The 21,205-nt window shown below is 62.3% G+C and carries 20 protein-coding genes; 11 read left to right on the forward strand and 9 right to left on the reverse strand.

Annotated features, from left to right (window positions below; all coding sequences use genetic code 11):
- The coding region (locus A6V37_RS05265; RefSeq protein ID WP_165614416.1) for a LysR family substrate-binding domain-containing protein at positions 1-398 on the forward strand (398 nt) is incomplete at its 5' end.
- A gap of 200 nt (positions 399-598) precedes the next feature.
- On the opposite strand, the gene A6V37_RS05270 is transcribed toward A6V37_RS05265, so the two are convergent.
- Positions 599-1,336 carry a hypothetical protein gene (locus tag A6V37_RS05270; RefSeq protein WP_064266519.1) on the reverse strand — a complete coding sequence of 246 codons (738 nt, stop codon included), beginning with the start codon at positions 1,334-1,336 and terminating at the stop codon, positions 599-601.
- Between the two features lie 386 nt (positions 1,337-1,722).
- Here A6V37_RS05270 and A6V37_RS05275 point away from each other — a divergent pair, with 386 nt between their 5' ends.
- Both A6V37_RS05275 and A6V37_RS05280 read left to right on the forward strand, forming a co-directional pair.
- Positions 1,723-2,445 (forward strand): helix-turn-helix transcriptional regulator, encoded by a 723-nt coding sequence (locus tag A6V37_RS05275; RefSeq protein WP_064266520.1) that lies wholly within the window; start codon positions 1,723-1,725, stop codon positions 2,443-2,445.
- 32 nt (positions 2,446-2,477) lie between these two features.
- On the forward strand, positions 2,478-2,852 hold the full coding sequence (locus A6V37_RS05280; RefSeq protein WP_064266521.1) for a VOC family protein: 375 nt from the start codon (positions 2,478-2,480) through the stop codon (positions 2,850-2,852).
- Positions 2,853-3,017: 165 nt separating this feature from the next.
- On the opposite strand, the gene A6V37_RS05285 is transcribed toward A6V37_RS05280, so the two are convergent.
- Positions 3,018-4,658: a methyl-accepting chemotaxis protein gene (locus A6V37_RS05285; RefSeq protein ID WP_064285829.1), complete on the reverse strand. Its 1,641-nt coding sequence runs from the start codon at positions 4,656-4,658 to the stop codon at positions 3,018-3,020.
- Positions 4,659-4,956: 298 nt separating this feature from the next.
- Between A6V37_RS05285 and A6V37_RS05290 the strand changes: the two genes are divergently transcribed.
- From A6V37_RS05290 to A6V37_RS05310, 5 genes are all read left to right on the forward strand, one after another.
- On the forward strand, positions 4,957-5,757 hold the full coding sequence (locus A6V37_RS05290) for a bestrophin-like domain (protein WP_064266523.1): 801 nt from the start codon (positions 4,957-4,959) through the stop codon (positions 5,755-5,757).
- Positions 5,758-5,876: 119 nt separating this feature from the next.
- Complete coding sequence (locus A6V37_RS05295; protein WP_064266524.1) at positions 5,877-6,212, forward strand: ArsR/SmtB family transcription factor; 336 nt, start codon at positions 5,877-5,879, stop codon at positions 6,210-6,212.
- A complete protein-coding gene (locus A6V37_RS05300; protein WP_064266526.1) occupies positions 6,209-6,691 on the forward strand; it encodes an ArsI/CadI family heavy metal resistance metalloenzyme in 483 nt (160 codons plus the stop codon). Before A6V37_RS05295 ends, A6V37_RS05300 begins: the two co-directional genes overlap by 4 nt.
- Positions 6,692-6,719: 28 nt before the next feature.
- The gene (locus A6V37_RS05305; RefSeq protein ID WP_064266528.1) at positions 6,720-7,214 is read left to right on the forward strand and encodes an arsenate reductase ArsC; all 495 of its coding nucleotides are present in this window, start codon (positions 6,720-6,722) and stop codon (positions 7,212-7,214) included.
- Entirely contained in the window at positions 7,211-7,927 is a 717-nt protein-coding gene (locus tag A6V37_RS05310; protein ID WP_423213099.1) for an aquaporin, read from the forward strand. The genes A6V37_RS05305 and A6V37_RS05310 overlap by 4 nt, the downstream gene beginning before the upstream one ends.
- Positions 7,928-8,050: 123 nt before the next feature.
- Here A6V37_RS05310 and A6V37_RS05315 read toward each other — a convergent pair whose 3' ends face one another.
- Complete coding sequence (locus A6V37_RS05315; protein WP_064285830.1) at positions 8,051-8,587, reverse strand: single-stranded DNA-binding protein; 537 nt, start codon at positions 8,585-8,587, stop codon at positions 8,051-8,053.
- Positions 8,588-8,722: 135 nt separating this feature from the next.
- On the reverse strand, positions 8,723-9,910 hold the full coding sequence (locus A6V37_RS05320; protein WP_075643418.1) for an MFS transporter: 1,188 nt from the start codon (positions 9,908-9,910) through the stop codon (positions 8,723-8,725).
- 346 nt (positions 9,911-10,256) lie between these two features.
- Here A6V37_RS05320 and uvrA point away from each other — a divergent pair, with 346 nt between their 5' ends.
- The 3 genes from uvrA (at position 10,257) to A6V37_RS05335 (ending at position 15,728) form a co-directional block, all read left to right on the forward strand.
- Complete coding sequence (gene uvrA / locus A6V37_RS05325; protein WP_064285831.1) at positions 10,257-13,130, forward strand: excinuclease ABC subunit UvrA; 2,874 nt, start codon at positions 10,257-10,259, stop codon at positions 13,128-13,130.
- 34 nt (positions 13,131-13,164) lie between these two features.
- Entirely contained in the window at positions 13,165-14,250 is a 1,086-nt protein-coding gene (locus A6V37_RS05330) for an AI-2E family transporter (RefSeq protein ID WP_064285832.1), read from the forward strand.
- A gap of 251 nt (positions 14,251-14,501) precedes the next feature.
- The gene (locus A6V37_RS05335; RefSeq protein WP_064266537.1) at positions 14,502-15,728 is read left to right on the forward strand and encodes a PepSY-associated TM helix domain-containing protein; all 1,227 of its coding nucleotides are present in this window, start codon (positions 14,502-14,504) and stop codon (positions 15,726-15,728) included.
- A 129-nt stretch (positions 15,729-15,857) separates the two neighbouring features.
- Here the strand turns inward: A6V37_RS05335 and purU are convergent, their stop codons facing one another.
- The 5 genes from purU to A6V37_RS05360 all read right to left on the reverse strand — a co-directional run bounded on the left by purU (position 15,858) and on the right by A6V37_RS05360 (position 21,086).
- Positions 15,858-16,727 carry a formyltetrahydrofolate deformylase gene (purU, locus tag A6V37_RS05340; protein ID WP_064266539.1) on the reverse strand — a complete coding sequence of 290 codons (870 nt, stop codon included), beginning with the start codon at positions 16,725-16,727 and terminating at the stop codon, positions 15,858-15,860.
- A 131-nt stretch (positions 16,728-16,858) separates the two neighbouring features.
- Positions 16,859-17,707, reverse strand: coding sequence for an NUDIX hydrolase (locus tag A6V37_RS05345; RefSeq protein WP_064266541.1), 849 nt, complete (start codon positions 17,705-17,707; stop codon positions 16,859-16,861).
- A gap of 48 nt (positions 17,708-17,755) precedes the next feature.
- Positions 17,756-18,370 (reverse strand): LysE family translocator, encoded by a 615-nt coding sequence (locus A6V37_RS05350; protein ID WP_064266543.1) that lies wholly within the window; start codon positions 18,368-18,370, stop codon positions 17,756-17,758.
- A 57-nt stretch (positions 18,371-18,427) separates the two neighbouring features.
- Positions 18,428-18,994 carry an adenine phosphoribosyltransferase gene (locus A6V37_RS05355; RefSeq protein ID WP_064266545.1) on the reverse strand — a complete coding sequence of 189 codons (567 nt, stop codon included), beginning with the start codon at positions 18,992-18,994 and terminating at the stop codon, positions 18,428-18,430.
- Positions 18,995-19,082: 88 nt separating this feature from the next.
- Entirely contained in the window at positions 19,083-21,086 is a 2,004-nt protein-coding gene (locus A6V37_RS05360) for a monovalent cation:proton antiporter family protein (protein WP_064266547.1), read from the reverse strand.
- Positions 21,087-21,205 lie beyond the last annotated feature (119 nt).

Consider the following 21,205-nt stretch of genomic DNA (forward strand, 5'->3'; position numbering starts at 1 on the left):
CAACCCATCATCTGGCGAAGCGCCGAAAAGTTGGTCTCGCGGACCTGGCACGCGAAAAGGTCTTCTGGTTCGAACGGGCGCGACAGCCCGCGTTCTACGACCACTGCCAGGCGGTTTTCTCACGCCATGGGTTCGCCCCGTCAAAACTGAGGGAGCCATCGGACCATCACGTTCTACTGGGCGACGTCGCGAACGGACGTGGTATAGCCCTGCTGCCGAAATCGTTCACCGCCTTGAAGCGGGCAGGCGTCGTCTACAGGTCGCTGGTCGAGGGCGAGGCACTATCGGTTGGCATCGGACTCGCGTCGCACGCCGATCGGCCAGGCGTACGAGAAACACTGGCAGCAGCGGCAGAAGTGAACCAGCCGAGGGTTTCAATGGCCTGTCGAATTGCTTGACCTCTGTGGGCCAGGAGCGATCATTCGACACTACGACCTAGATCGTCGACACGCATTAGCGGGCTCGGTGTCAAATGAGCAAACAGTACCCGCGACTGCCTGAGCAGCCGATTTCGATTTCATTGGCCGAATGCAGTAGCCGTCCGCTCCCGCGATTGGAGCACGACTGACGTACCGGGTTTCCGCCGGACACCTGGCGCCTAGGCGGTGCCCAGGCGTGATTCGGCAATCCGCTTCAGATCGTCGGGAGTTGAAGCAGATTCAGCTAGCTGCTTAAGCAAGTCCCTGGCTCTCATTTCGTCTTTCTGACCACCATCGCCAAGCGTCAAACTCGTCGCCAGGTTAAGTATCGACCGGGGCAATCCGCGCGAGGCCAAAGCCTCGAGCAGCTGACGAGCTACTTCAGGTTCCCGGTTTCGGTTGCCGCTTAGCAACTCATCCGCAATCGACTCTACAAACTTCAGCGAGCTTTCGTTTTCCGTTCTGTGTATGCCAGCTACGAGCGCTCGTTCGAAGTGGCCAACGGAATGTTGCCCGACGTGAGCCAACGTACTCAGCGCCTCTTGAAAACTCAGATCTTCCTTTGAGCCGGCAAATGGCGTTTCTATCGGGTGCGCGCCCTCGTCACGCGCGTTCGCGGCCGATGGTTGCCACCATCGGACAAAGTCGTCCGCGGATTCACCGTGAAGGTCAATCGAAGATGCGGCCAATTGAGACGCCTGATATACGCGTCTCGCGGTCAGTGTCGCGCTGTCACACGCTTCGTCGAGTGCGGAAGCTTCTTCGCTGCCCAGCTCGCTGTGGAGGGCGGTCCAGTCGCTATAGCCGAAGACTTCGGAGGTGACTTGTCGCGCCTGCGATTCCTTTAGCGAAAGGCGGTATTTGAGCCGATTGGCGGCCCGTGTCGGGATAGACGCGTTCTGGAAGTAGATACGCATGGCTTTGGTCCGAGTATCCGTGCGGACGAGACTCCACAGCAGGCACGGAATCGAAATGGACTGTGAGGCCGCGGGGCGTGGCGCCCAGTCAAAAAATACCGTCGGTTTCTCATGCAGTCAAGCCTTACGCCTGCGGCCAAGGTCGTTGACTGTGGAAAAAACCTGTTCCCGTGATGCGGAAACTAGCTGGTTACCCACCGAGTTCGGGTGCGATCCATTCAGGATCGGGCAGCGAGCGGCCTGATTGAGACGTTCGACAGTGCCGCATACATCGTCAACAATGCAATGTCTGTCCGTTTGTCTGTCTGGACGCGACCTATTGCATTCGACTTAAAGTAACCGATAGCGTCGCCGATTTACTTCAGTGTCGATATCAGGATTCACATATGTCCCGCTCCGAGCGTCTTCTTCATCTCCTGCAAGTGTTACGTCGTTACCGACGTCCCGTGCGTGGCCAAGCCCTGGCCGAGGAACTCGGCGTGAGCATCCGCACGCTATACCGGGACATTGCCAGTTTGCAGGCGCAAGGAGCAATGATCGAGGGAGAACCGGGCGTTGGTTACGCGATGAAACCGGGTTTCATGCTGCCGCCCATGATGTTTCGCTCAGAGGAACTCGACGCCCTGGTTCTTGGCATGCGCTGGGTGGCCGATCGCTGCGACAAGACGCTCTCGTCCGGTGCGCTGAGCACGCTTGCGAAGATAGCCGCCGTACTGCCCGCTGAACTGCGTCGCGAACTGGAGGAGTCTTCGCTACTAGTCGGCGCGCCGTTGAAGAGACCAGCCCACAAAGTCTCACCTGACCTTCTGCGTACCGCAGTCCGAGAAGAGCATAAGCTCAATATTACATACGTGGACGCCAGTGGTATTCAATCGCAGCGTGTCGTTTGGCCCTTTGCCTTGGTGTATTTCGACCAAGCGCGGGTCCTGATGTGTTGGTGCGAGCTTCGAGCTGATTTTCGGAATTTCCGTTCGGACCGAATCTCGAACGTCGAGCCGTTGGAAGAGCGCTACCCCAAAAGGCGGTCAACACTGCTTCATGAGTGGCGTAGGCTCAATCTCGTCGCCAGCCGCACAATACTGCCAGAATCTGACAGTATCGACCATTAGACTGAGCTTCCTTTCTTGGTCAGGAGCTCAAAATGAAGTTCGCATCGGTTCGTGTAGTTACCCGGGATATCGATGGACAGGTGGAGTTTTATCAAAGGCTTTCCGGTATCGAGGCTGTACGTCCGGCGGATGGATTTGCGGAAATACGATTCGGAGGAGCAACGCTTGCGATATCGTCTGAGCATCTAATCGAGCTTTTCAATGTCGGCGCTGCCACTGCGGCTGCAAATCAATCGGCGATCCTGGAGTTCGAAGTGGAGGACGTTGACGCGGTGTTTGAGCGGATGTGCGCCTGCGGGACGAACATCGTAATGCCCACGACGTTGATGCCGTGGGGCAATCGCTCCCTTTTGCTGCGCGACCCGGACGGCAATCTCGTCAACATATTTTCTCGTCCCAAGAATTGAGGAAACCCGCCGTCACGACTGCCCGACTAGTCTTCATTGCATCACGCGGGATTCTTTACGAATCAGTTTACGGCATTGCAGTGCTGCCACACGTACACGCCTGCGTCGTCGTTCTTCCTGTTTGGAATTGCGCTCCTTAGTCAGATTGAGCGCGGCAACTCCGCATCAAACCGCCACCAACTCCCGCGCGCCTACTTTCGTCGGCGCAGTTACCGAACCGCCTCGCCGACCGGCAAAAGAAGAAGCCCCACTCCCCGTCTGGAACACAGCCACTGCCGAGGTCAATCTGCGAGCCTGGTCCTCAAGCGAACTGGCCGCGGCGGCGGCCTGCTCGACAAGCGCTGCATTCTGCTGGGTCACCTCATCCATCTGCGAGACCGCGAGATTAACCTGATCGATGCCGGTGCTCTGCTCGATTGCCGCCGCCGCGATCTCACTCATGATCGAACTCACACGAGCAATCGCGTCGACGATCTCGGTCATCGTCGAGCCCGAGCGTTGAACCAGTTGCGAGCCGGCCTGCACCCGTGCCGTCGATTCGTCGATCAAACCCTTGATCTCCTTGGCCGCCGCGGCGCTTCGCTGCGCCAGCGAACGCACTTCGCCCGCCACCACCGCAAAGCCGCGTCCCTGCTCGCCCGCGCGGGCCGCTTCGACCGCCGCATTCAGCGCAAGAATATTGGTCTGGAACGCGATCCCTTCGATCACACCGACGATGTCGGCAATGCGCCGCGAGTCGTCGACGATACCGTGCATCGTGCCCACCACCTGCTCCGTGAGATCGCCCCCTTGCGCAGCCAGACTCGACGCACCCTGCGCGAGCGAGCTGGCCTGCTTCGCGTTGTCGGCCGTCTGCTTGACCGTCGAAGTAAGCTGCTCGATGCTCGCAGCCGTTTCTTCAAGCGACGCCGCCTGCTCCTCGGTGCGTTGCGACAGGTCGGAATTGCCTGCGGCAATCTCGCTCACGCCGGTGTCGATGGATTCCGTGCCTTGCCGCACCGAGTTCACGGTCTCGATCAGCGATTCCTGCATCTTGCGCAACGCAGCCGCGAGGCGGCCCATTTCGTTGTCGCCCGTCACGACGATCCGGCCCGTCAAGTCGCCGCCCGCGATTCGCTGAAACTGCGCGATGGTGGCATCGACCGGACTGACGATCGCGCGCACCAGCACCGCGCGGCCGATCCACGAAGCCAGCAGCGACACCGCTATACCCACCGCCACCGCAATGCATATGGCATAGAACAGATCTTGTGCCTCCTGATAGCGTTGCGCGCCGTGGTCGAGCTGCAACTGTTCGAGCGCGAGCATCGCCTTTTCGTACGCGCTGTAGAGCGATGGCAGCTTATGCGCCTGCAATTGCTGGAAGGTGGTCCTGTCGCCGGCCTTGAGCGCGGCAAGAGCCGGATCGACGCCTTCGTGCAGGAAGGTGTCGCGCTTGTCCTGCATGTCCTTGATGAGACGCTGCTCGTCAGCGTCCGTGCTGGCGCGGCTCAAATAGTGAGCAAGGCGGTCGTTAGATGCTTTCTGGTACTGATCGAAACGCTTGAGCACGGCGTTCGCGCCATCCTGATCGTTCAGGTCTACGAGCGAGGCATACGTCGCCAGCGCCAGGCGCAAGCGCAACAGTTGTCCCGCGCTGCCTTCGAGGTCGGCGACAGCGGGTGTGTCCACGGTGTACATCTGCTGCAGCGACGCATTGCTCGAACGCAGCGACAACAGTCCGGCCGCGGCGCCAAACAGCAGCACGACGCCGAAGAACGCGATCAAGAGGGTGAGGCAGGTGCGAATCGACAGATTTTTCAACATCGGGCTTGTCTCCGTTGGGCTGCCTGACCGCATGTTCAGTAAAGCCTCGGCCACGCGTGCTGCGCCCAAGCCCGGTCGGCCAGGTCCGCAACCATTGTCTGAATTTAAGCGAATGCCACATATAAGGACTACGGCGGAAAAACAAAAAACTTTATGGCCGATAGCGCATACGCCTGCGATAGATCAACATACGAGCGGAAGCGAACGCTGCTTCAGGCCCGGCGTGGCGAGACTACCCGGGTGTTCGGCGGGCGGTGGATAACGGAAAGTCATGCGGGTGGTTTGACGGAGCACTGCGATGGCGGAAATAGGCGCGGCTGTGCTGGTGTTCGTGATATTGGTCGCCGCGACTGGCATCGGCGTATGGGTGCGGCCGCTGCTGCCCGAAGAGCACAAGGCGCACGAAACCGTGCAATTGATCCAGTTGGTAATCGGCATGCTGGTGACGTTCGCCGCACTGGTGCTTGGCTTGATGACGGCGTCCGCCAAGGCCAGCTTCGATACCACCTCGAATGATTTGCGCACCTACGCAGCCGATCTGATCGAATTCGATACGACCTTGCGGCAATACGGTTCGGATACCGATATTGGCCGGAGTCTTTTGCGGCAATACACCGCTGCCGCCATTGCATCGACGTGGCCTCACGAGCCGGTCCCCAGCGGCGACTATCCGAAAGATATTGGCACTCAGGACAATTCTCAGAGGCTGGAGAACGTGCAGCTCGGCGATATGTTGACCGCCGTGGGACGGGAGTTGCGGCGACTGCACGCGCAAGATCCGTTGCAACAGCGCGCGCTCGACGACGCGCTGTTGCAATACCGACGCGTAGTGGACGCGCGTTGGAAAATCATCGAGGAAGCGCACAGCACGATTTCACAGCCTTTCTTCACGACGCTGACGTTCTGGCTGGGCGTGATTTTTCTGAGTTTCGGCTTGATTGCGCCGCGTAATACGCTGGCGCTGGTGACTATTTCGCTTGGGGCGGTGTCGATTGCGTCCGCGATCTATGTGATCGTGGATCTGGATACGCCGTTTACGGGGCCGATTGTGGTTTCCAGCACGCCTCTGCGAGATGCGCTGGAGCATTTGAGGCGTTGAGGATTGCCTGGCTTTGAACCGGCGAATGTTTCGATCACGTGGCAGCAATCTGAAGTGAGTCGCCCGCAAGTTGATCATCGCCACTTTGCTTTATTCGACATTTCGACTATTATCGAATCATGGAAACAAACCAGACCATCGCCGCTCTGTCGGCACTCGCGCACGAGTCCAGACTCGCAATCTTTCGCGCCCTGGTACAAGCGGGGCCCGAAGGTATGCCCGCCGGCCAGATCGCCACGCTGCTGGATGTTCCGCCGTCGTCCCTCTCCTTCCACCTGAAGGAGCTGGCTCACGCGCAACTCGTCACCAGCAGGCAGGAGGGCCGGTTCGTCTTCTACTGCGCGAACTTCGCAACCATGAATGGCCTGCTGGCCTATCTCACCGAGAACTGCTGTGGTGGCAACCCCTGTTCGCCTGCATCAGCGTGCTCACCTTCCAGGGAGAAGCAGTCATGAAGCGCTTTCACGTTCACGTCGCCGTCACGGATCTCACCGCCAGCATCCGCTTTTATTCGGCGTTGTTCGCGGTTGAGCCTACCGTCGTCAAGAACGACTACGCGAAGTGGATGCTCGACGACCCACGCGTCAATTTCGCTATCTCACAGCGCGGCGCCACGCCAGGCCTCGACCATCTGGGCGTGCAGGTCGACGACGAAGCCGAACTGGCCGAGATGCACAGCCGGCTGGAAGGCGCCGCATTGCCGGTCGACGCGCAGATAGGCACCGCCTGCTGCTACGTCAAGTCGAACAAGTACTGGACCGTTGATCCGCAGGGCATCGCATGGGAGTCATATCACACACTGAACGACATCCCCGTGTTCGGCGAATCGCTTAGTACGCAGACCACTGCGCCAGCTTCCGAAGTTGCTGCATGCTGCGCGCCATCGTCGGGCAAACCCGTCGGCATTCCGGTCAAGTCTTCGTCGTGCTGCTGAGTCCTGCGCACGATCCAATGGGGAAAGTATGACCACCAACGTATTGATCCTTTGCACGCACAACTCGGCCCGCAGTGTGCTGGGCGAAGGCATGCTGAATCATCTGGCTGAGAAGCTGGGCAAGAACGTGCGCGCCTTCAGTGCGGGCAGCGCACCGGGCGGACGTCTCAATCCGTTCGCCGTCGAGGCACTCACGCGCGTGGGTATCGACGTGAGCGGCTACCACAGCAAGAGCTGGGACGAGTTTGCCGGCGACGGTGCGCCTGCGATGCGTGTCGTCATTACTGTCTGCGATAGCGCGGCCGCCGAGACGTGCCCCTACTGGCCGGGCAGTCCCGTCAAAGTTCACTGGGGCTATGCGGATCCATCTGTCGCACCAGGCGGCGACGAAGGCAGGCGCGTTGCGTTCGAACTTACCCGTCAGGCGATCGGATATCGGATGTTGCAGCTTCTCGCACTGCCGCTGGACACGATGAGTAACGACGAACTCCAGCGCGCGCTGACCGCTATTTCCGAATCATGACCACCGTGATTGCTCTTAAGCGCAAGGTTCTCGCCGAACTCGCGGGAACCGCCCTGCTGCTTGCGGTCGTGATCGGCTCCGGCATCATGGCCGAACGGCTCGCCGGCGGCAATGTGGCGATAGCCCTCCTTGCCAATACGCTCGCGACTGTCGGCGGACTGTATGTGCTGATCGAGGTCTTTGGACCCTTGAGCGGCGCGCATTTCAATCCGGCCGTCAGCGCCGTCATGACACTGCGTGGCGAGTTGCCGGCGCGTGAACTGCTGCCGTATATCGCCGCACAGCTGGTCGGCGCACTATTCGGCGCGTCGCTTGCACACGCGATGTTCGATTTGCCCATCGTCGAGCTATCGAGCAAGGTTCGCACGGGTACCGGCCAATGGATTGCCGAAGCCGTGGCGACTGCCGGCCTGCTGCTGGTCATCCTGCGTGCCCCCGCCGGACGCGCGTCGATCATGGTAGCGGCGTACATCGGCGCCGCGTACTGGTTCACCGCGTCAACGTCGTTCGCGAACCCGGCCGCAGCATTCGGCCGCATGTTCAGCGACAGCTTTGCGGGCATTGCGCCATCCAGCGTGCCCGGTTTCATCCTTGCCGAACTGATTGGCGCGGCAATTGGCCTCGGACTGCATACGGCGTTTGAACCGCGCGCGCAACGTCTTGACCACCCGAACCTGATCGAGTCCTCTGGTGAACACGGAGACACTCGCTGACGCTGGCGACCCCGGCTATGTACCTTTCCGGTTGAGGTCATCCAGCGCCCTGAATCCCGGATACAAAAAGAAAAACCCCACCAGAAGGCGGGGTTGATCTTTACAGTTCTCGCTTACGGGTGGTCAGAACGGAATATCGTCATCCATCTCATCAAACCCGCCGCCAGCCGGCGCGCTCGGACGGCTGGAACCACCACCCGCGCCACCGCCGCTGCCGCCACGCGAACCACCACCCGACATCGCACGGCCACCACCACCGCCGCCGCTACGCTCCGACGGCTCACCACGGCTGTAGCCACCTTCGTCGCCACCGCCCATCGAGCCGCCGCGGCCACCCAGCATTTGCATCTGTTCTGCAACGATTTCCGTCGAGTAACGGTCGGTGCCGTCTTGCGCCTGCCACTTACGGGTACGGATGCGCCCTTCCAGGTACACCGACGAACCCTTCTTCAGATATTCGGACACGATTTCCGCGAGACGGCCGAAAAACGACACGCGGTGCCATTCGGTGGCTTCCTTCATTTCGCCGGACGCCTTGTCCTTGTAGCGATCCGTCGTTGCAAGGCGGATGTTCGCCACTGCGTCGCCGCTCGGAAGATAACGGACTTCCGGATCGGCTCCGAGATTGCCGACGAGAATGACCTTGTTCACGGATGCCATGAGTTTCTCCTGTTGATCGCATTGCGGGCGGCGCGGCGAGTCACAATTCGTGCCTCAAGGCCGACAGGCCGGAGACCGGAACCGCGCCTCTGCCCGCCGCCGGGTGAGTTCTGGGTGAGTTCGGGATGCGCCGTATTACGCTTTGCGCGGCGGCTGTTTCATCTGTGCGGCGATTATAAGCCAGCACAACACCAGCCCCGAGCACGTAAAAAACACGGCGCTCTGCCCGTCCGCTTTCAGCAGCCAGCCGCCGACCACGCCGCCCAGCGCAAGACCGATCGACTGCGTGGTGTTGTACACGCCGGCGGCCGCGCCCTTGCGGGTTCCAGGCGCCAGTTTCGACACCAGCGAAGGCTGCGAAGCCTCAAGAATATTGAAGCCCAGAAAGTACACAAAAAGGATCGCCGCCACACTCAGAATCGTATGCGGAGCGACGCCCAATAACAACTGTCCGATCAGGATAAGACCAATCGCGGACAGCAGCACGACCTTCATTTTGGCGCGCTTTTCAGCGGCAATGATCGCCGGCACCATCATCACGAACGAAAGGCCCATGACCGGCAAATAGACCTTCCAGTGCGATGCGACCGGCAGGCCGCCGGCTTCGAGAATACGCGGCACGACGAGGAACAGCGCGGTTTGCGTGGCGTGCAGCACGAGCACGCCGAAGTTCAGGCGCAGCAGCTCGACGTTGTGCAGCACTTCGGCGAACGGCGCGCGCACGTGCACGGGCTTCGGCGCATCGGGCACGATCCACAGCACCACGCCGATCGCCACGATCGAGAAGATGCCGACCAGCGTGAACAGGCCGCTCATGCCGACCCACTGGAACACGATCGGCGCGCCCACGATCGCCACCGCGAACGACACGCCGATGCTGCCGCCCACCATCGCCATCGCCTTGGTGCGGTGCTCTTCGGCGGTGAGATCGGCGATAAACGCAATCACCGCGGACGACACCGCGCCCATGCCCTGAATGACCCGGCCGACGATGATCCACGTCATGTCGTGCGCGCCGGCCGCCACGAAGCTGCCGATCGCGAAGACCAGCAGGCCGGTGGCAATCACCGGTTTGCGGCCCACCTTGTCGGAGACCCAGCCGTAAAAGATGTACAGCATGGACTGCGTCACGCCGTACGCGCCGAGCGCGATCCCGACCAGCAGCACGTTGTCGCCGCCTGGGATGGTTTTCGCGTAGATCGAGAACACCGGCATGATCATGAACAGACCGAGCATGCGCAGCGCGAAGATGGCGGCAAGCGACACGGTCGCGCGCAGTTCGGGCGCAGTCATGCGTGAGGAGACAGCAGACGGATTGGACATCGGGAGCGTTCTTTGAATGAGCTGGGCGGCACACCGCGGGCGGGCACAGCGGCAAAACGGCGGCAACGGACACAGCGGCGCGCCTTGCCACGGGACAGCGGGCATGCAGGCGGCGCGGCGCTCGAGCCGGCGGCCTTGCTGCGCGCCTTCGCCGGCGCCTCGCGGTGCCTTGTGCTCGCGGAAAACAGCCCCAGTTAGACCTTATCCCCGCAGCACTGAACCGCTGCCTTACAGCTTGCCTCAGCGACTCTTCGGGCTGTCAGGAAGCCGTAACGGCGGTCTTGAAAAGTCGTTATAGTAGCAGGTTTGGTTCCTTCCTCTTTCCGCCAGTTCATGGAATAAATCCGTGGAACAAATCCGTATTCGTGGGGCTCGCACCCACAACCTGAAGAACGTCAACCTCGACTTACCCCGTCACAAGCTCGTCGTTATCACGGGCCTTTCCGGCTCGGGCAAATCGTCGCTGGCGTTCGACACGCTCTATGCGGAAGGACAACGGCGCTACGTCGAAAGCCTGTCCGCCTACGCGCGCCAGTTCCTGCAATTGATGGAGAAACCGGATGTCGACCTGATCGAAGGCCTGTCGCCGGCGATTTCGATCGAACAGAAGGCGACCTCGCACAATCCGCGCTCCACGGTCGGCACCGTTACCGAGATTCACGACTACCTGCGGCTATTGTTCGCACGGGTCGGCACGCCTTACTGTCCGGACCACGAAATTCCGCTGGAAGCGCAAAGCGTCTCGCAGATGGTCGACGCCGCGCTAGCGTTGCCGGAAGACACCAAGCTGATGATCCTCGCGCCGGTGGTGGCGAACCGCAAGGGCGAGCACGTCGAACTGTTCGAGGAAATGCAGGCGCAGGGCTTTATCCGTTTCCGGGTGCGCTCGGGCGGCGGCACCGCGAACGAAGGCGTCGCGAAGATCTACGAAGTCGATTCGCTGCCGAAGCTGAAAAAGAACGACAAGCACACCATCGACGTCGTGGTGGACCGCCTGAAGGTGCGCCCCGACATGAAGCAGCGCCTTGCCGAATCGTTCGAAACGGCACTGCGTCTCGCCGACGGCCGCGCGATCGCGCTCGAAATGGACACGGACAAGGAGCATCTGTTCAGCTCGAAGTTCGCCTGCCCGATCTGCTCGTATTCGCTGCAGGAACTGGAGCCGCGTCTCTTCTCGTTTAACAATCCGATGGGCGCCTGCCCGGAATGCGATGGCCTCGGCCAGATCACCTTCTTCGATCCGAAGCGGGTGGTCGCGCATCCGTCGCTGTCGCTCGCCGCCGGCGCGGTCAAGGGCTGGGACCGGCGCAATCAGTTCTACTTCCAGATGCTGCAAAGTCTCGCGGCGTTCTACGAGTTCGATATCGACACGGCCGTCGAAGACTTGCCGGAAAAGGTCCGCAAGATCCTGCTGTTCGGCTCGGGCAAGCAGGAGATCCCGTTCTCGTACATCAACGAGCGTGGCCGCACGTCGGTGCGCGAGCATGTATTCGAAGGGATCATCCCGAATCTGGAGCGGCGTTACCGCGAGACCGACTCGGTCGCGGTGCGCGAAGAGCTCGCCAAGTATCAGAACAACCAGCCCTGCCCGGCTTGCGCCGGCACGCGGCTGCGCCGCGAAGCGCGTTTCGTGCGGATCGGCGCGGACGGCGACGCGCGCGGCATCTTCGAAATCAGCGGCTGGCCGTTGCGCGACGCGCTCGGCTATTTCCAGACGCTGCGCCTTGAAGGCTCGAAGCGCGAAATCGCCGACAAGGTGGTCAAGGAAATCGTCGCGCGGCTGATGTTCCTCAACAATGTCGGGCTCGATTACCTGTCGCTCGAACGCAGCGCGGAAACGCTGTCGGGCGGAGAAGCACAGCGCATCCGCCTCGCGTCGCAGATCGGCTCGGGCCTGACCGGCGTGATGTACGTGCTCGACGAGCCCTCCATTGGCCTGCATCAGCGCGACAACGACCGGCTCATTTCCACGCTCAAGCATCTGCGCGACCTCGGCAACTCGGTGATCGTCGTGGAGCATGACGAAGACATGATCCGCATGGCCGACTACGTGGTCGACATGGGGCCGGGCGCGGGCGAGCACGGCGGCATGGTGATCGCCGAAGGCACGCCCAAACAGGTGCAGGCCAACGCGGCGTCGATGACCGGCCAGTACATGTCCGGCGCGCGCACCATCGAATATCCGGACGAGCGCAAGGATCCGGACGAACGGCGTCTGCGCATCGTCGAGGCGTACGGCAACAATCTGCGGCACGTGTCGCTGGATCTGCCGGTCGGCCTGCTCACGTGCGTGACCGGCGTGTCCGGCTCGGGCAAATCCACGCTCATCAACGACACGCTGTATCACTCTGTGGCACGCCACCTGTACGGCTCGTCCACGGAGCCGGCGCCGTACGAATCGATCGAGGGTCTGGAGCACTTCGACAAGGTCATCAACGTCGACCAGTCGCCGATCGGCCGCACGCCGCGCTCGAATCCGGCCACTTACACGGGCCTCTTCACGCCGATCCGCGAACTGTTCGCGGGCGTGCCCGCATCCAAGGAACGCGGCTACGATCCGGGCCGCTTCTCGTTCAACGTCAAGGGCGGCCGCTGCGAATCTTGCCAGGGCGACGGCGTGCTGAAGGTCGAAATGCACTTCCTGCCGGACGTGTACGTGCCGTGCGACATCTGTCACGGCAAGCGCTACAACCGCGAAACCCTGGACGTTCAGTACAAAGGCAAGAACGTCAGCGAAGTGCTCGACATGACGGTGGAGAGCGCCTATGAGTTCTTCAAGCCGGTGCCGGTCATCGCGCGCAAGCTGAAAACCCTGCTGGACGTGGGCCTAGGCTATATCCGCCTGGGCCAGTCGGCGACCACGCTGTCGGGCGGCGAGGCGCAGCGCGTCAAGCTCTCGTTGGAACTGAGCAAGCGCGACACCGGTCGCACTCTATACATTCTCGACGAGCCGACCACCGCCCTGCACTTCCATGACATCGCGCTGTTGCTGGAGGTGATTCACCGGTTGCGCGACCAGGGTAATACCGTCGTGATCATCGAGCATAATCTCGATGTAATAAAGACCGCCGACTGGGTGATCGATCTCGGCCCGGAAGGCGGAGCGGGTGGCGGTCAGATCGTTGCCCAAGGCACGCCGGAGCAGGTGGCGAAGTCGAAGGCAAGTTTTACCGGCAAGTATCTGGCGCCTTTGCTGAAACGCGCGGCCAGTCAAAAGTAACGCTGCATCTCACGGGTTGGAGACGGAATAAGCCATGGCCAAGCGGAATCAGGCGCGCGACGACGGGCAAGTGCAGGACCTACGCCCACGCCCGGTCAGGCTGACTAGCGACATGAGCCTGCCGAATTTGTCGGCAGTGGAAATCGGCAGTTATGTGCTGATGCTGTTCGGCATGTGGGCGGCCATCGAACTGCGGCTGCTCGGCGCGTTGCTCGCCGCGCTGCTGGTGTTCCAGCTGGTGCACACCATCGCGCCGCGCATCGAGCGCCACATGTCGAGCCAGCGAGCCCGCTGGCTCGCGGTGGTGATCCTGTCGACGGTTATCGTCGGCGCGTTGACCGGGCTCACGCTCGGCATCATCGAGCATTTCGAGAACGACGTGCCGAGCGTGCAGAAGCTGCTCGACCAGGCCATGCAGCTGATCGATCAGGCGCGCGGCCGGATTCCGCAGTTCATCGCCAACTCGCTGCCGGTCGATACCGAGCAGATGAAGACCCGGGCCACCGAGCTGATGCAGACGCATGCCAACATGCTGCAGCAAAGCGGCAAGACCGCGGCGCGCGCTTTCACGCACATTCTGATCGGCATGATCATCGGCGCGATTATCGCGGTCGGCGCGCAAAAGCATATGCAGCGGCTGCCGTTGTCCACGGCCTTCGTCACGCGCGTGTCACGTTTCGCCGACGCGTTCCGTCGCATCGTGTTCGCCCAGGTGAAGATCTCGGCGATCAACGCGGTCTTCACCGGCATCTTCCTGCTGCTGGTCCTGCCGATCTTTCACGATACCTTGCCGCTGTCGAAAACGCTGGTGCTGGTGACCTTCATCGTCGGCTTGCTGCCGGTGATCGGCAATCTGATTTCGAATACGATCATCGTCGCGGTGGCGCTCTCGGTGAGCTTTCCCGCAGCGGTCATGTCGCTCGCGTTCCTGATTCTGATTCACAAGCTCGAGTACTTCCTGAACGCGCGGATTGTCGGCGGACAGATCGAGGCGCGCGCGTGGGAATTGCTGATCGCGATGCTCATCATGGAAGCCGCGTTCGGTCTTTCCGGCGTGATCGCGGCGCCGATTTTCTACGCGTATATCAAGCGGGAATTGATTTACTTGCGGCTGGTTTGAGCGGGCGGCCACGCCCGGCGGCACCAGGAAAAGCGGCACTGCGGTGCCGTTTTTTTTACGCTCAGAAGTCGATGCGCGCGTTCAGCGGCAACGTGCGCGGATCGCCCGGCGTCACGTAGTCCGCGTGCCGCACTTACGGGAAACTTGCGGCCGATTGCGTGACTCGGCTAAGATGCGAATAATTCCCATTTGCATCAATACGTGGCTGTGACCATCCGTTCGCCTTTCCGCTCTGTCCCGCCGGCCCGCGCATGAGGCGCCAGTTCGTTCGCCTGCATCGCTGGTTCGGCGTCGCGACTGCGCTGTTTCTGTTCGTTGCCGGTCTCACCGGAGCGATCATCGCGTGGGACCATGAACTCGATGCGGCGTTAAACCCTTCGTTCTTCAACGCCCGCACCGCCGCGCCAGCGCTATCGGGACTGGAACTGGCGCGCCGCGTGGAAGCCGCCGATCCGCGGCTGCAGGTCACGTTCCTGCCGCTTACCGCCGAGCCCGGCCGTACGCTGCAAATGATGGTGCTGCCGCGCACCGACCCCGCCACACACAAGCCCTACCCGCTCGACTTCAATCAGATCGCCGTCGACCCAGCCAGCGGCGAGATTCAGGGACGCCGCGAATGGGGCGCCGTGTCGCTCGCGCGCCTCAATCTGCTGCCCTTCATCTACAAGCTGCACTACACGCTGCATTTGCCGTTCACCGGCGGCATCGATACCGGCACGTGGCTGATGGGTATCGTCGGCATCGTCTGGCTGTTCGACAGCGTGATCGCGCTCTGGCTGTCGTTTCCGAGCTTCAAGGCATGGCGCAAGTCATTCGCGTTCCGGTTCGGCCGCGGTGGCTATGCGCTCACGTTCGATCTGCACCGCTCAGGCGGCGTATGGATCTGGGGCTTGCTGATGATCGTCGCGCTAACCTCGGTGTCGATGAACCTCTCGTCACCCGTGGTGCGGCCGGTCGTGTCGCTGGTGTCGACGCTCACGCCGGATCCGATCAACAACCCTGAAATCCTGCGCGCTCCGCAACCCGGCGATCAGGTACTCAGCCGCGAACGCATCGTGCAATTGGCTGACCAAGCCGGCAAAGCACAGCACCTCACCGTGCCGCCGGGCGGTCTCTACTACGCGGAGGCCTTGCATGCGTACGGCGTGGGTTTTTATGCGCCAGGCAACGATCACGGCGACATCGGCCTCGGCAATCCGTGGATGTATTGGGACGCGGCCACCGGCAAGCCGCTCGGCATGCAGATTCCCGGCAAAGGCACGGCGGGCGATATTTTCATGCAGGTGCAATTCCCGCTGCACTCAGGACGCATTCTCGGTCTCGGCGGGCGGATTGCGATTAGCGCAGTCGGCATCGCGGTCGCCGTATTGAGCGCGACAGGACTGCTGATCTGGCTGAAGAAGATGAATGCGCGCCGCCGTTCGGCACAAAACGCAAACTTGGCGCGGGACCCGGGCAGGTCCGCGGCGAGGTCTTAGAAGAAAGGTGCGCCGGCATCACCCGGCGCCGGCACGCTGCCTAAGTGCCGCCTAATTGCAGCCTAAGCGGACGACAGCCTCGCCGGAGCGACACACAGCCGCCCCCTGCAAGCCCATCCACTGCGCCGCTTAGCGGAACACCACCGTCTTGCTGCCGTTCAGCACCACGCGATGCTCCACGTGCCACTTCACCGCGCGCGCCAGCGTCACGCATTCGACGTCGCGGCCGATCGCCGTCAATTGCTCCGGCGTCATGCTGTGGTCCACGCGCTCCACTTCCTGCTCGATGATCGGACCTTCGTCCAGATCCGTCGTCACGTAATGGGCGGTTGCGCCGATCAGCTTCACGCCGCGGTCGAACGCCTGGTAATACGGTTTCGCGCCCTTGAAGCTCGGCAGGAACGAATGATGGATGTTGATCGCGCGGCCGGCCAGGGCCTCGCACAGCTTCGGCGACAGAATCTGCATATAGCGCGCGAGCACCACCAGATCGGCCTGATGCTCGTCGATCACCTCGAGCACGCGCGCTTCCTGCGCGGCCTTAGCGTCGGGCGTGGCGCCCATCAGCGGAAAGTGATGGAACGGAATGTCGTAGCTGGCGGCGAGTTGATAGAACTCCTTGTGATTCGAGATGATGGCCGGAATCTCGATCCCCAACTGCCCAGTGCGATAACGGAACAGCAGATCGTTCAGGCAATGGCCGATCTTCGACACCATGATGACCACGCGCGGCTTCATCGATGCGTCGTGCAATTCCCAGCGCATGCCGAACTGCTCCGCAAGCGTCGCGAACGACGTGCGCAACGCGCTCAGCCCCGGATCGCCGCCCACCTGCTGAAAATGGACACGCATGAAGAACTCGCCGGTGCGGCTGTCACCGAACTGCGCGGAGTCGAGAATATTGCTGCCACGCTCGAACAGAAAGCCCGACACGGCGTGAACGATGCCGGGCCGGTCGGCGCACGACAGTTTGAGAATAAAGCTGTGATCGGTCGACATGACCTGGGTGACTCCCTTCTTCAATGCGTGGTTTGTTCGGTATGTATTGCTCGATGCGGCGCCTCTAAAAAGAGGGGACGTCCTGCACGGCTCGCTTCAATGCCTTCATGATGCGCAGGTCTGCGTGACAGTCAGATCAACGCCGGCGGCTCGAACACGGCCTCGATCCCCGCGCACGCTTCTTCATCTATCCAGCGGCGGCGCAGCAGGCAATCCAGCGTGGCGAGACTCGCGTCCACCGTCATGGCGCCCTCCTCGATCCAGCGCGCCACTTCGTCGATACGTGCGAGCCGGTGCTCGCCCACTTCGCCGTCCTGATTGCGCGGCGCGAAATCGGCCGGCAGCGCGAGGTCGTAAATGAAAATCTGCTCGGCCTGCGTGCCTTCCGGCAGCGACTGCAGCACATGCGCGGTGCGGCCCGCCACGGCGCGCGCGGCGATTTCCTCGGGAATGCCGGCTTCTTCCCAGCATTCCTTGATGATCGTCGCCTCGACGCCGAAGCCCCAGCCGATCCCGCCCGCCACGACGTTGTCGAGCATGCCGGGGTCGGTTGCCTTGGTGTCGCTGCGGCGCGCGATCCACAACTGCGGGGCGCCATCCGCATATTCTACGACGCCGTTCAGATGCACCGCGTACGTCATCGTGCCGAAGAAGCGCGACGCCGCGCGTTCGATATACGCGAGCGGAGGCACATCGAAGGCATTGCGGATCGCGTAGGTCTCGTTGCGCCAGCCGGGAATGCGGCCCTCGGCGGCGAGCGCGCCGATTACGGAACCGAGCGCGGCGCTACGCAGATCGACCGTATTGAACACTGGTTTGAGCGTCACACGGGCGCTGTCGATGTCGAACACATCGGGCCAGCGCGCGAGCAGCGGCACGTCGCTCGCGCGAATCCAGCCGACCTGTTCCGCGCCGATCCAGAACGGCACGTGCGCGCGCGCGTCGAAGCGGCGCGCGGCGGTGAGGCAAGGCAAAGTCATCTAAAGCTCCAAACTGTCCGCGGGCGCGGCCGGTGAGCGTGGCGCCCGTCAGTCGCGCAGCGCGACGCGAATTCCGATTGCGATAAACGTGGCGCCGGCCAGCCGGTCGAGCCACACGCCCACGCGCGGCCGGCGCTTGAGCCAACCGCCGATGATCCCCGCGCACACGCCGAACAGCGAAAACACCACCACGGTCTGCAACATGAACAGCACGCCCAGTTCGAGCATCTGCACCGTGACGCTTTGCGAGCCGTGCGGCTGCACGAACTGCGGCAGGAACACGACGAAGAACAAGGTCACCTTCGGATTCATCAGGTTGCCGAGCACGCTCTGCCGGAACACCGCGCTCAACGGTTGCGGCGGGCGCTCGTGCGCGGTCGCGAGCCCCTGGCTGCGCAGCGCTTTGATGCCGATCCAGACCAGATAGGCGGCGCCGGCCAGCTTGATCGCTTCGAAGGCCACCGGCGACGAACGCAGCAACGCGGCTACGCCCAGCGCGGCGAGCGTGGTGTGAAACGTGATACCGGCCGCGAACCCGAGCGCCGCGACGAGCCCCGCCGCGCGCCCCTGCGAGATGCCGCGCGCGAGCACTTGCAGATTGTCCGGGCCGGGCGCCATGGTGATCGCGATCGACGTGGCGAGAAACAGCAGGAAATTGGGCATCGTTCTGACCTTCTTGTTAGCAGGGAGAAGCGTGTGCAGCGGGTAAGCGAAAAACGCTCAATGACCTTCGAAAGCCGTCACCGTATAGAGCGGCAGGCCACCATTGCGCAGCAGTTTCGAGCCACCGAGCTCGGGCAGGTCGATAATGGCCGCGCCTTCCACCACGACCGCGCCGAGCCGCTGGAGCAGCATCTTGCCGGCCATCATCGTGCCGCCGGTGGCGATCAGATCGTCGACGATAACAACCCGGTCGCCCGGCTTGCAGGCGTCCTCGTGAATCTCGACGATCGCGCTGCCGTACTCGAGTTCATACGATTGCGCGACACGCTTGTAGGGCAGCTTGCCCGCCTTGCGGATCGGAATGAAGCCGATATTCAGCTCGTACGCGAGAATCGGCCCGATGATGAACCCGCGCGCATCCAGCCCGGCCACGTAGTCTAGCTTGGCGTCGATATAGCGCTGCACGAACAGATCGATCAGCACGCGCAGCGACTTGGGCTCCTGCAGGAGCGGCGTGATGTCGCGAAACTGCACACCCGCTTGTGGCCAGTCGGGCACCGTGCGAATGTGGCTTTTGATGTAGTCGGCCGCATCGAGCGGCGCGCTCGCGAGCGCGTTGGACATGATGTCTCCGGATGGACCTCAATGGGTCCGATGAAAAGCTAAAACCAGGGGTGTCACGACGGCACGCCGCCGTAACCGGGCGCGGGTGTCAGGCCGCGGCGGCGCCCGCGCGCCGGTGTTTCGAGAGCCGCTCCTCGGCTTCCGCCAGCTGTTCGGGCAGACCGCGCAGCACCACGATGTCGCTCGCGCGCAGCTTGGTGGACGGATCCGGCTCGACGCCGCGAATGCCATGGCGGCGAATCGCCGTCACTTCGACGCCCAGCTCGAACAGGCCCAGCTCCGCGAGGGTGCGGCCCACCGCGTCCGAGTTTTCGTCGACCGGCACCGATTGTAGCCGCACCTGTTCGTGGCCGTCGTCATCTTCCACGTCGTCGGCGCCGTGGAAATAGCCGCGCAACAGCGCATACCGTTCGTCACGCATTTCCTCGACCCGGCGCACCACGCGGCGCATCGGCACGCCCATCACCACGAGCGTGTGCGAGGCGAGCATCAGGCTGCCTTCGACGATTTCTGGAATCACCTCGGTTGCGCCCGCGGCCAGCAGCTTTTCCAGATCGGCGTCGTCGACGGTGCGCACGATCACCGGCAGCGTCGGCGCCAATTCATGGATGTTGTGCAGCACACGCAGTGCCGACGGCGTGTTCGCATAGGTAATGGCAATCGCCGCCGCGCGATGGATACCGGCGGCGAGCAGCGACTCGCGCCGCCCGGCATCGCCGAACACCACCGATTCACCGGCCGCCGCGGCCGCCGAGACCCGATCGGGGTCCAGGTCCAGCGCGACGTACGACAAGCCCTCGTGCTCCAGCATGCGCGCCAGATTCTGCCCGGCCCGGCCGTAACCGCAGATGATCACGTGGCCGCTCTGCTTCAGGCTTTGCGTGGCGATGCGCGTCATCTGCAACGATTGCATCATCCATTCCGTCGACGACAGCCGCAGCACGATACGGTCGGCATTCTGGATCAGGAACGGCGCGATCAGCATCGACAGCAGCATGGCGGCGAGAATCACCTGCAGCAAGGTGGCGTCGACGAGATGCTTGTCGAGAATCAGATTCAGCAGCACGAAGCCGAACTCGCCGGCTTGCGCGAGACCGATACCGGTGCGCATCGCCACGCCCGGCGAGGCGCCGAACAGGCGCGAGAGGCCCGTCACCATCACCGCCTTCAGCAGAATCGGCCCGACCAGAAAGCCGAGCACAATCAGCGGATGCTCCCAGATCACGCGCGGATTCAGCAGCATGCCGGTGGTCACGAAGAACAGGCCGAGCAGTACGTCGCGAAACGGCTTGATGTCCTCTTCCACCTGATGCCGGTACGGCGTTTCGGCAATCAGCATGCCGGCGATAAATGCGCCGAGCGCGAGCGACAGGCCGAACTTGTCCGTGATGAACGCCGCGCCGAGCGTCACCAGCAGCAGATTGAGAATAAACAGTTCCTGCGAGCGGCGCCGCGCGACCACGTTGAACCAGCGGGTCATGAAGCGCTGCCCCACGATCAGCAGCAGCGCCAACGCCACGACGATCTTGATGGCCGCCACGCCGAGGGCGGTCATGATGTTTTCCGAGTTGCCGCCCAGCGCCGCGATAACGATCAGAAGCGGCACGACCGCCAGATCCTGGAACAGCAAGACGCCGAAAATATTGCGGCCGTGCTCCGTCTCGATCTCGAGCCGCTCCGCCAGCATCTTGCTGACGATTGCCGTCGACGACATGGCGAGCGCGCCGCCCAGCGCCACGCTCGCCTGCCACGTAATGTGAACCCAGCGCTCCAGCACGAAGCCGAGCGTGACCGCCACCGCGATCGTGCCGATCACCTGCAGCAGACCGAGGCCGAACACGAGCCGGCGCATGGTGCGCAGCTTGGCGAGCGAAAACTCCAGCCCGATCGAAAACATCAGGAACACAACGCCGAATTCGGCGAGGTTCTGCGCGCCCGCCGAGTCCGGAATCAGGCCGAACGCGTGCGGCCCGACGACGATCCCCACCGTCAGATAGCCGAGCATCGGCGGAAGATTCAGAAAGCGAAACAGCACCACGCCCGCTACCGATGCCAGCAGCAGGAACAGTGTCATTTCGAGCGGGGAAATCATCGGCTAAAACGCATCGGTCAAGCGTCCTCGTTCGTCAGCGGAACCGCGCACGCAAAACGCCGTGCGACAAGGTTGAGGGGCCTTTAAAAGGGCTGATGAAAGCAGCGGCTTGGCACAGC

Origin of the sequence: Paraburkholderia ginsengiterrae, assembly GCF_001645125.1 — a bacterium.
In the GTDB taxonomy this organism is placed as follows: domain Bacteria; phylum Pseudomonadota; class Gammaproteobacteria; order Burkholderiales; family Burkholderiaceae; genus Paraburkholderia; species Paraburkholderia ginsengiterrae.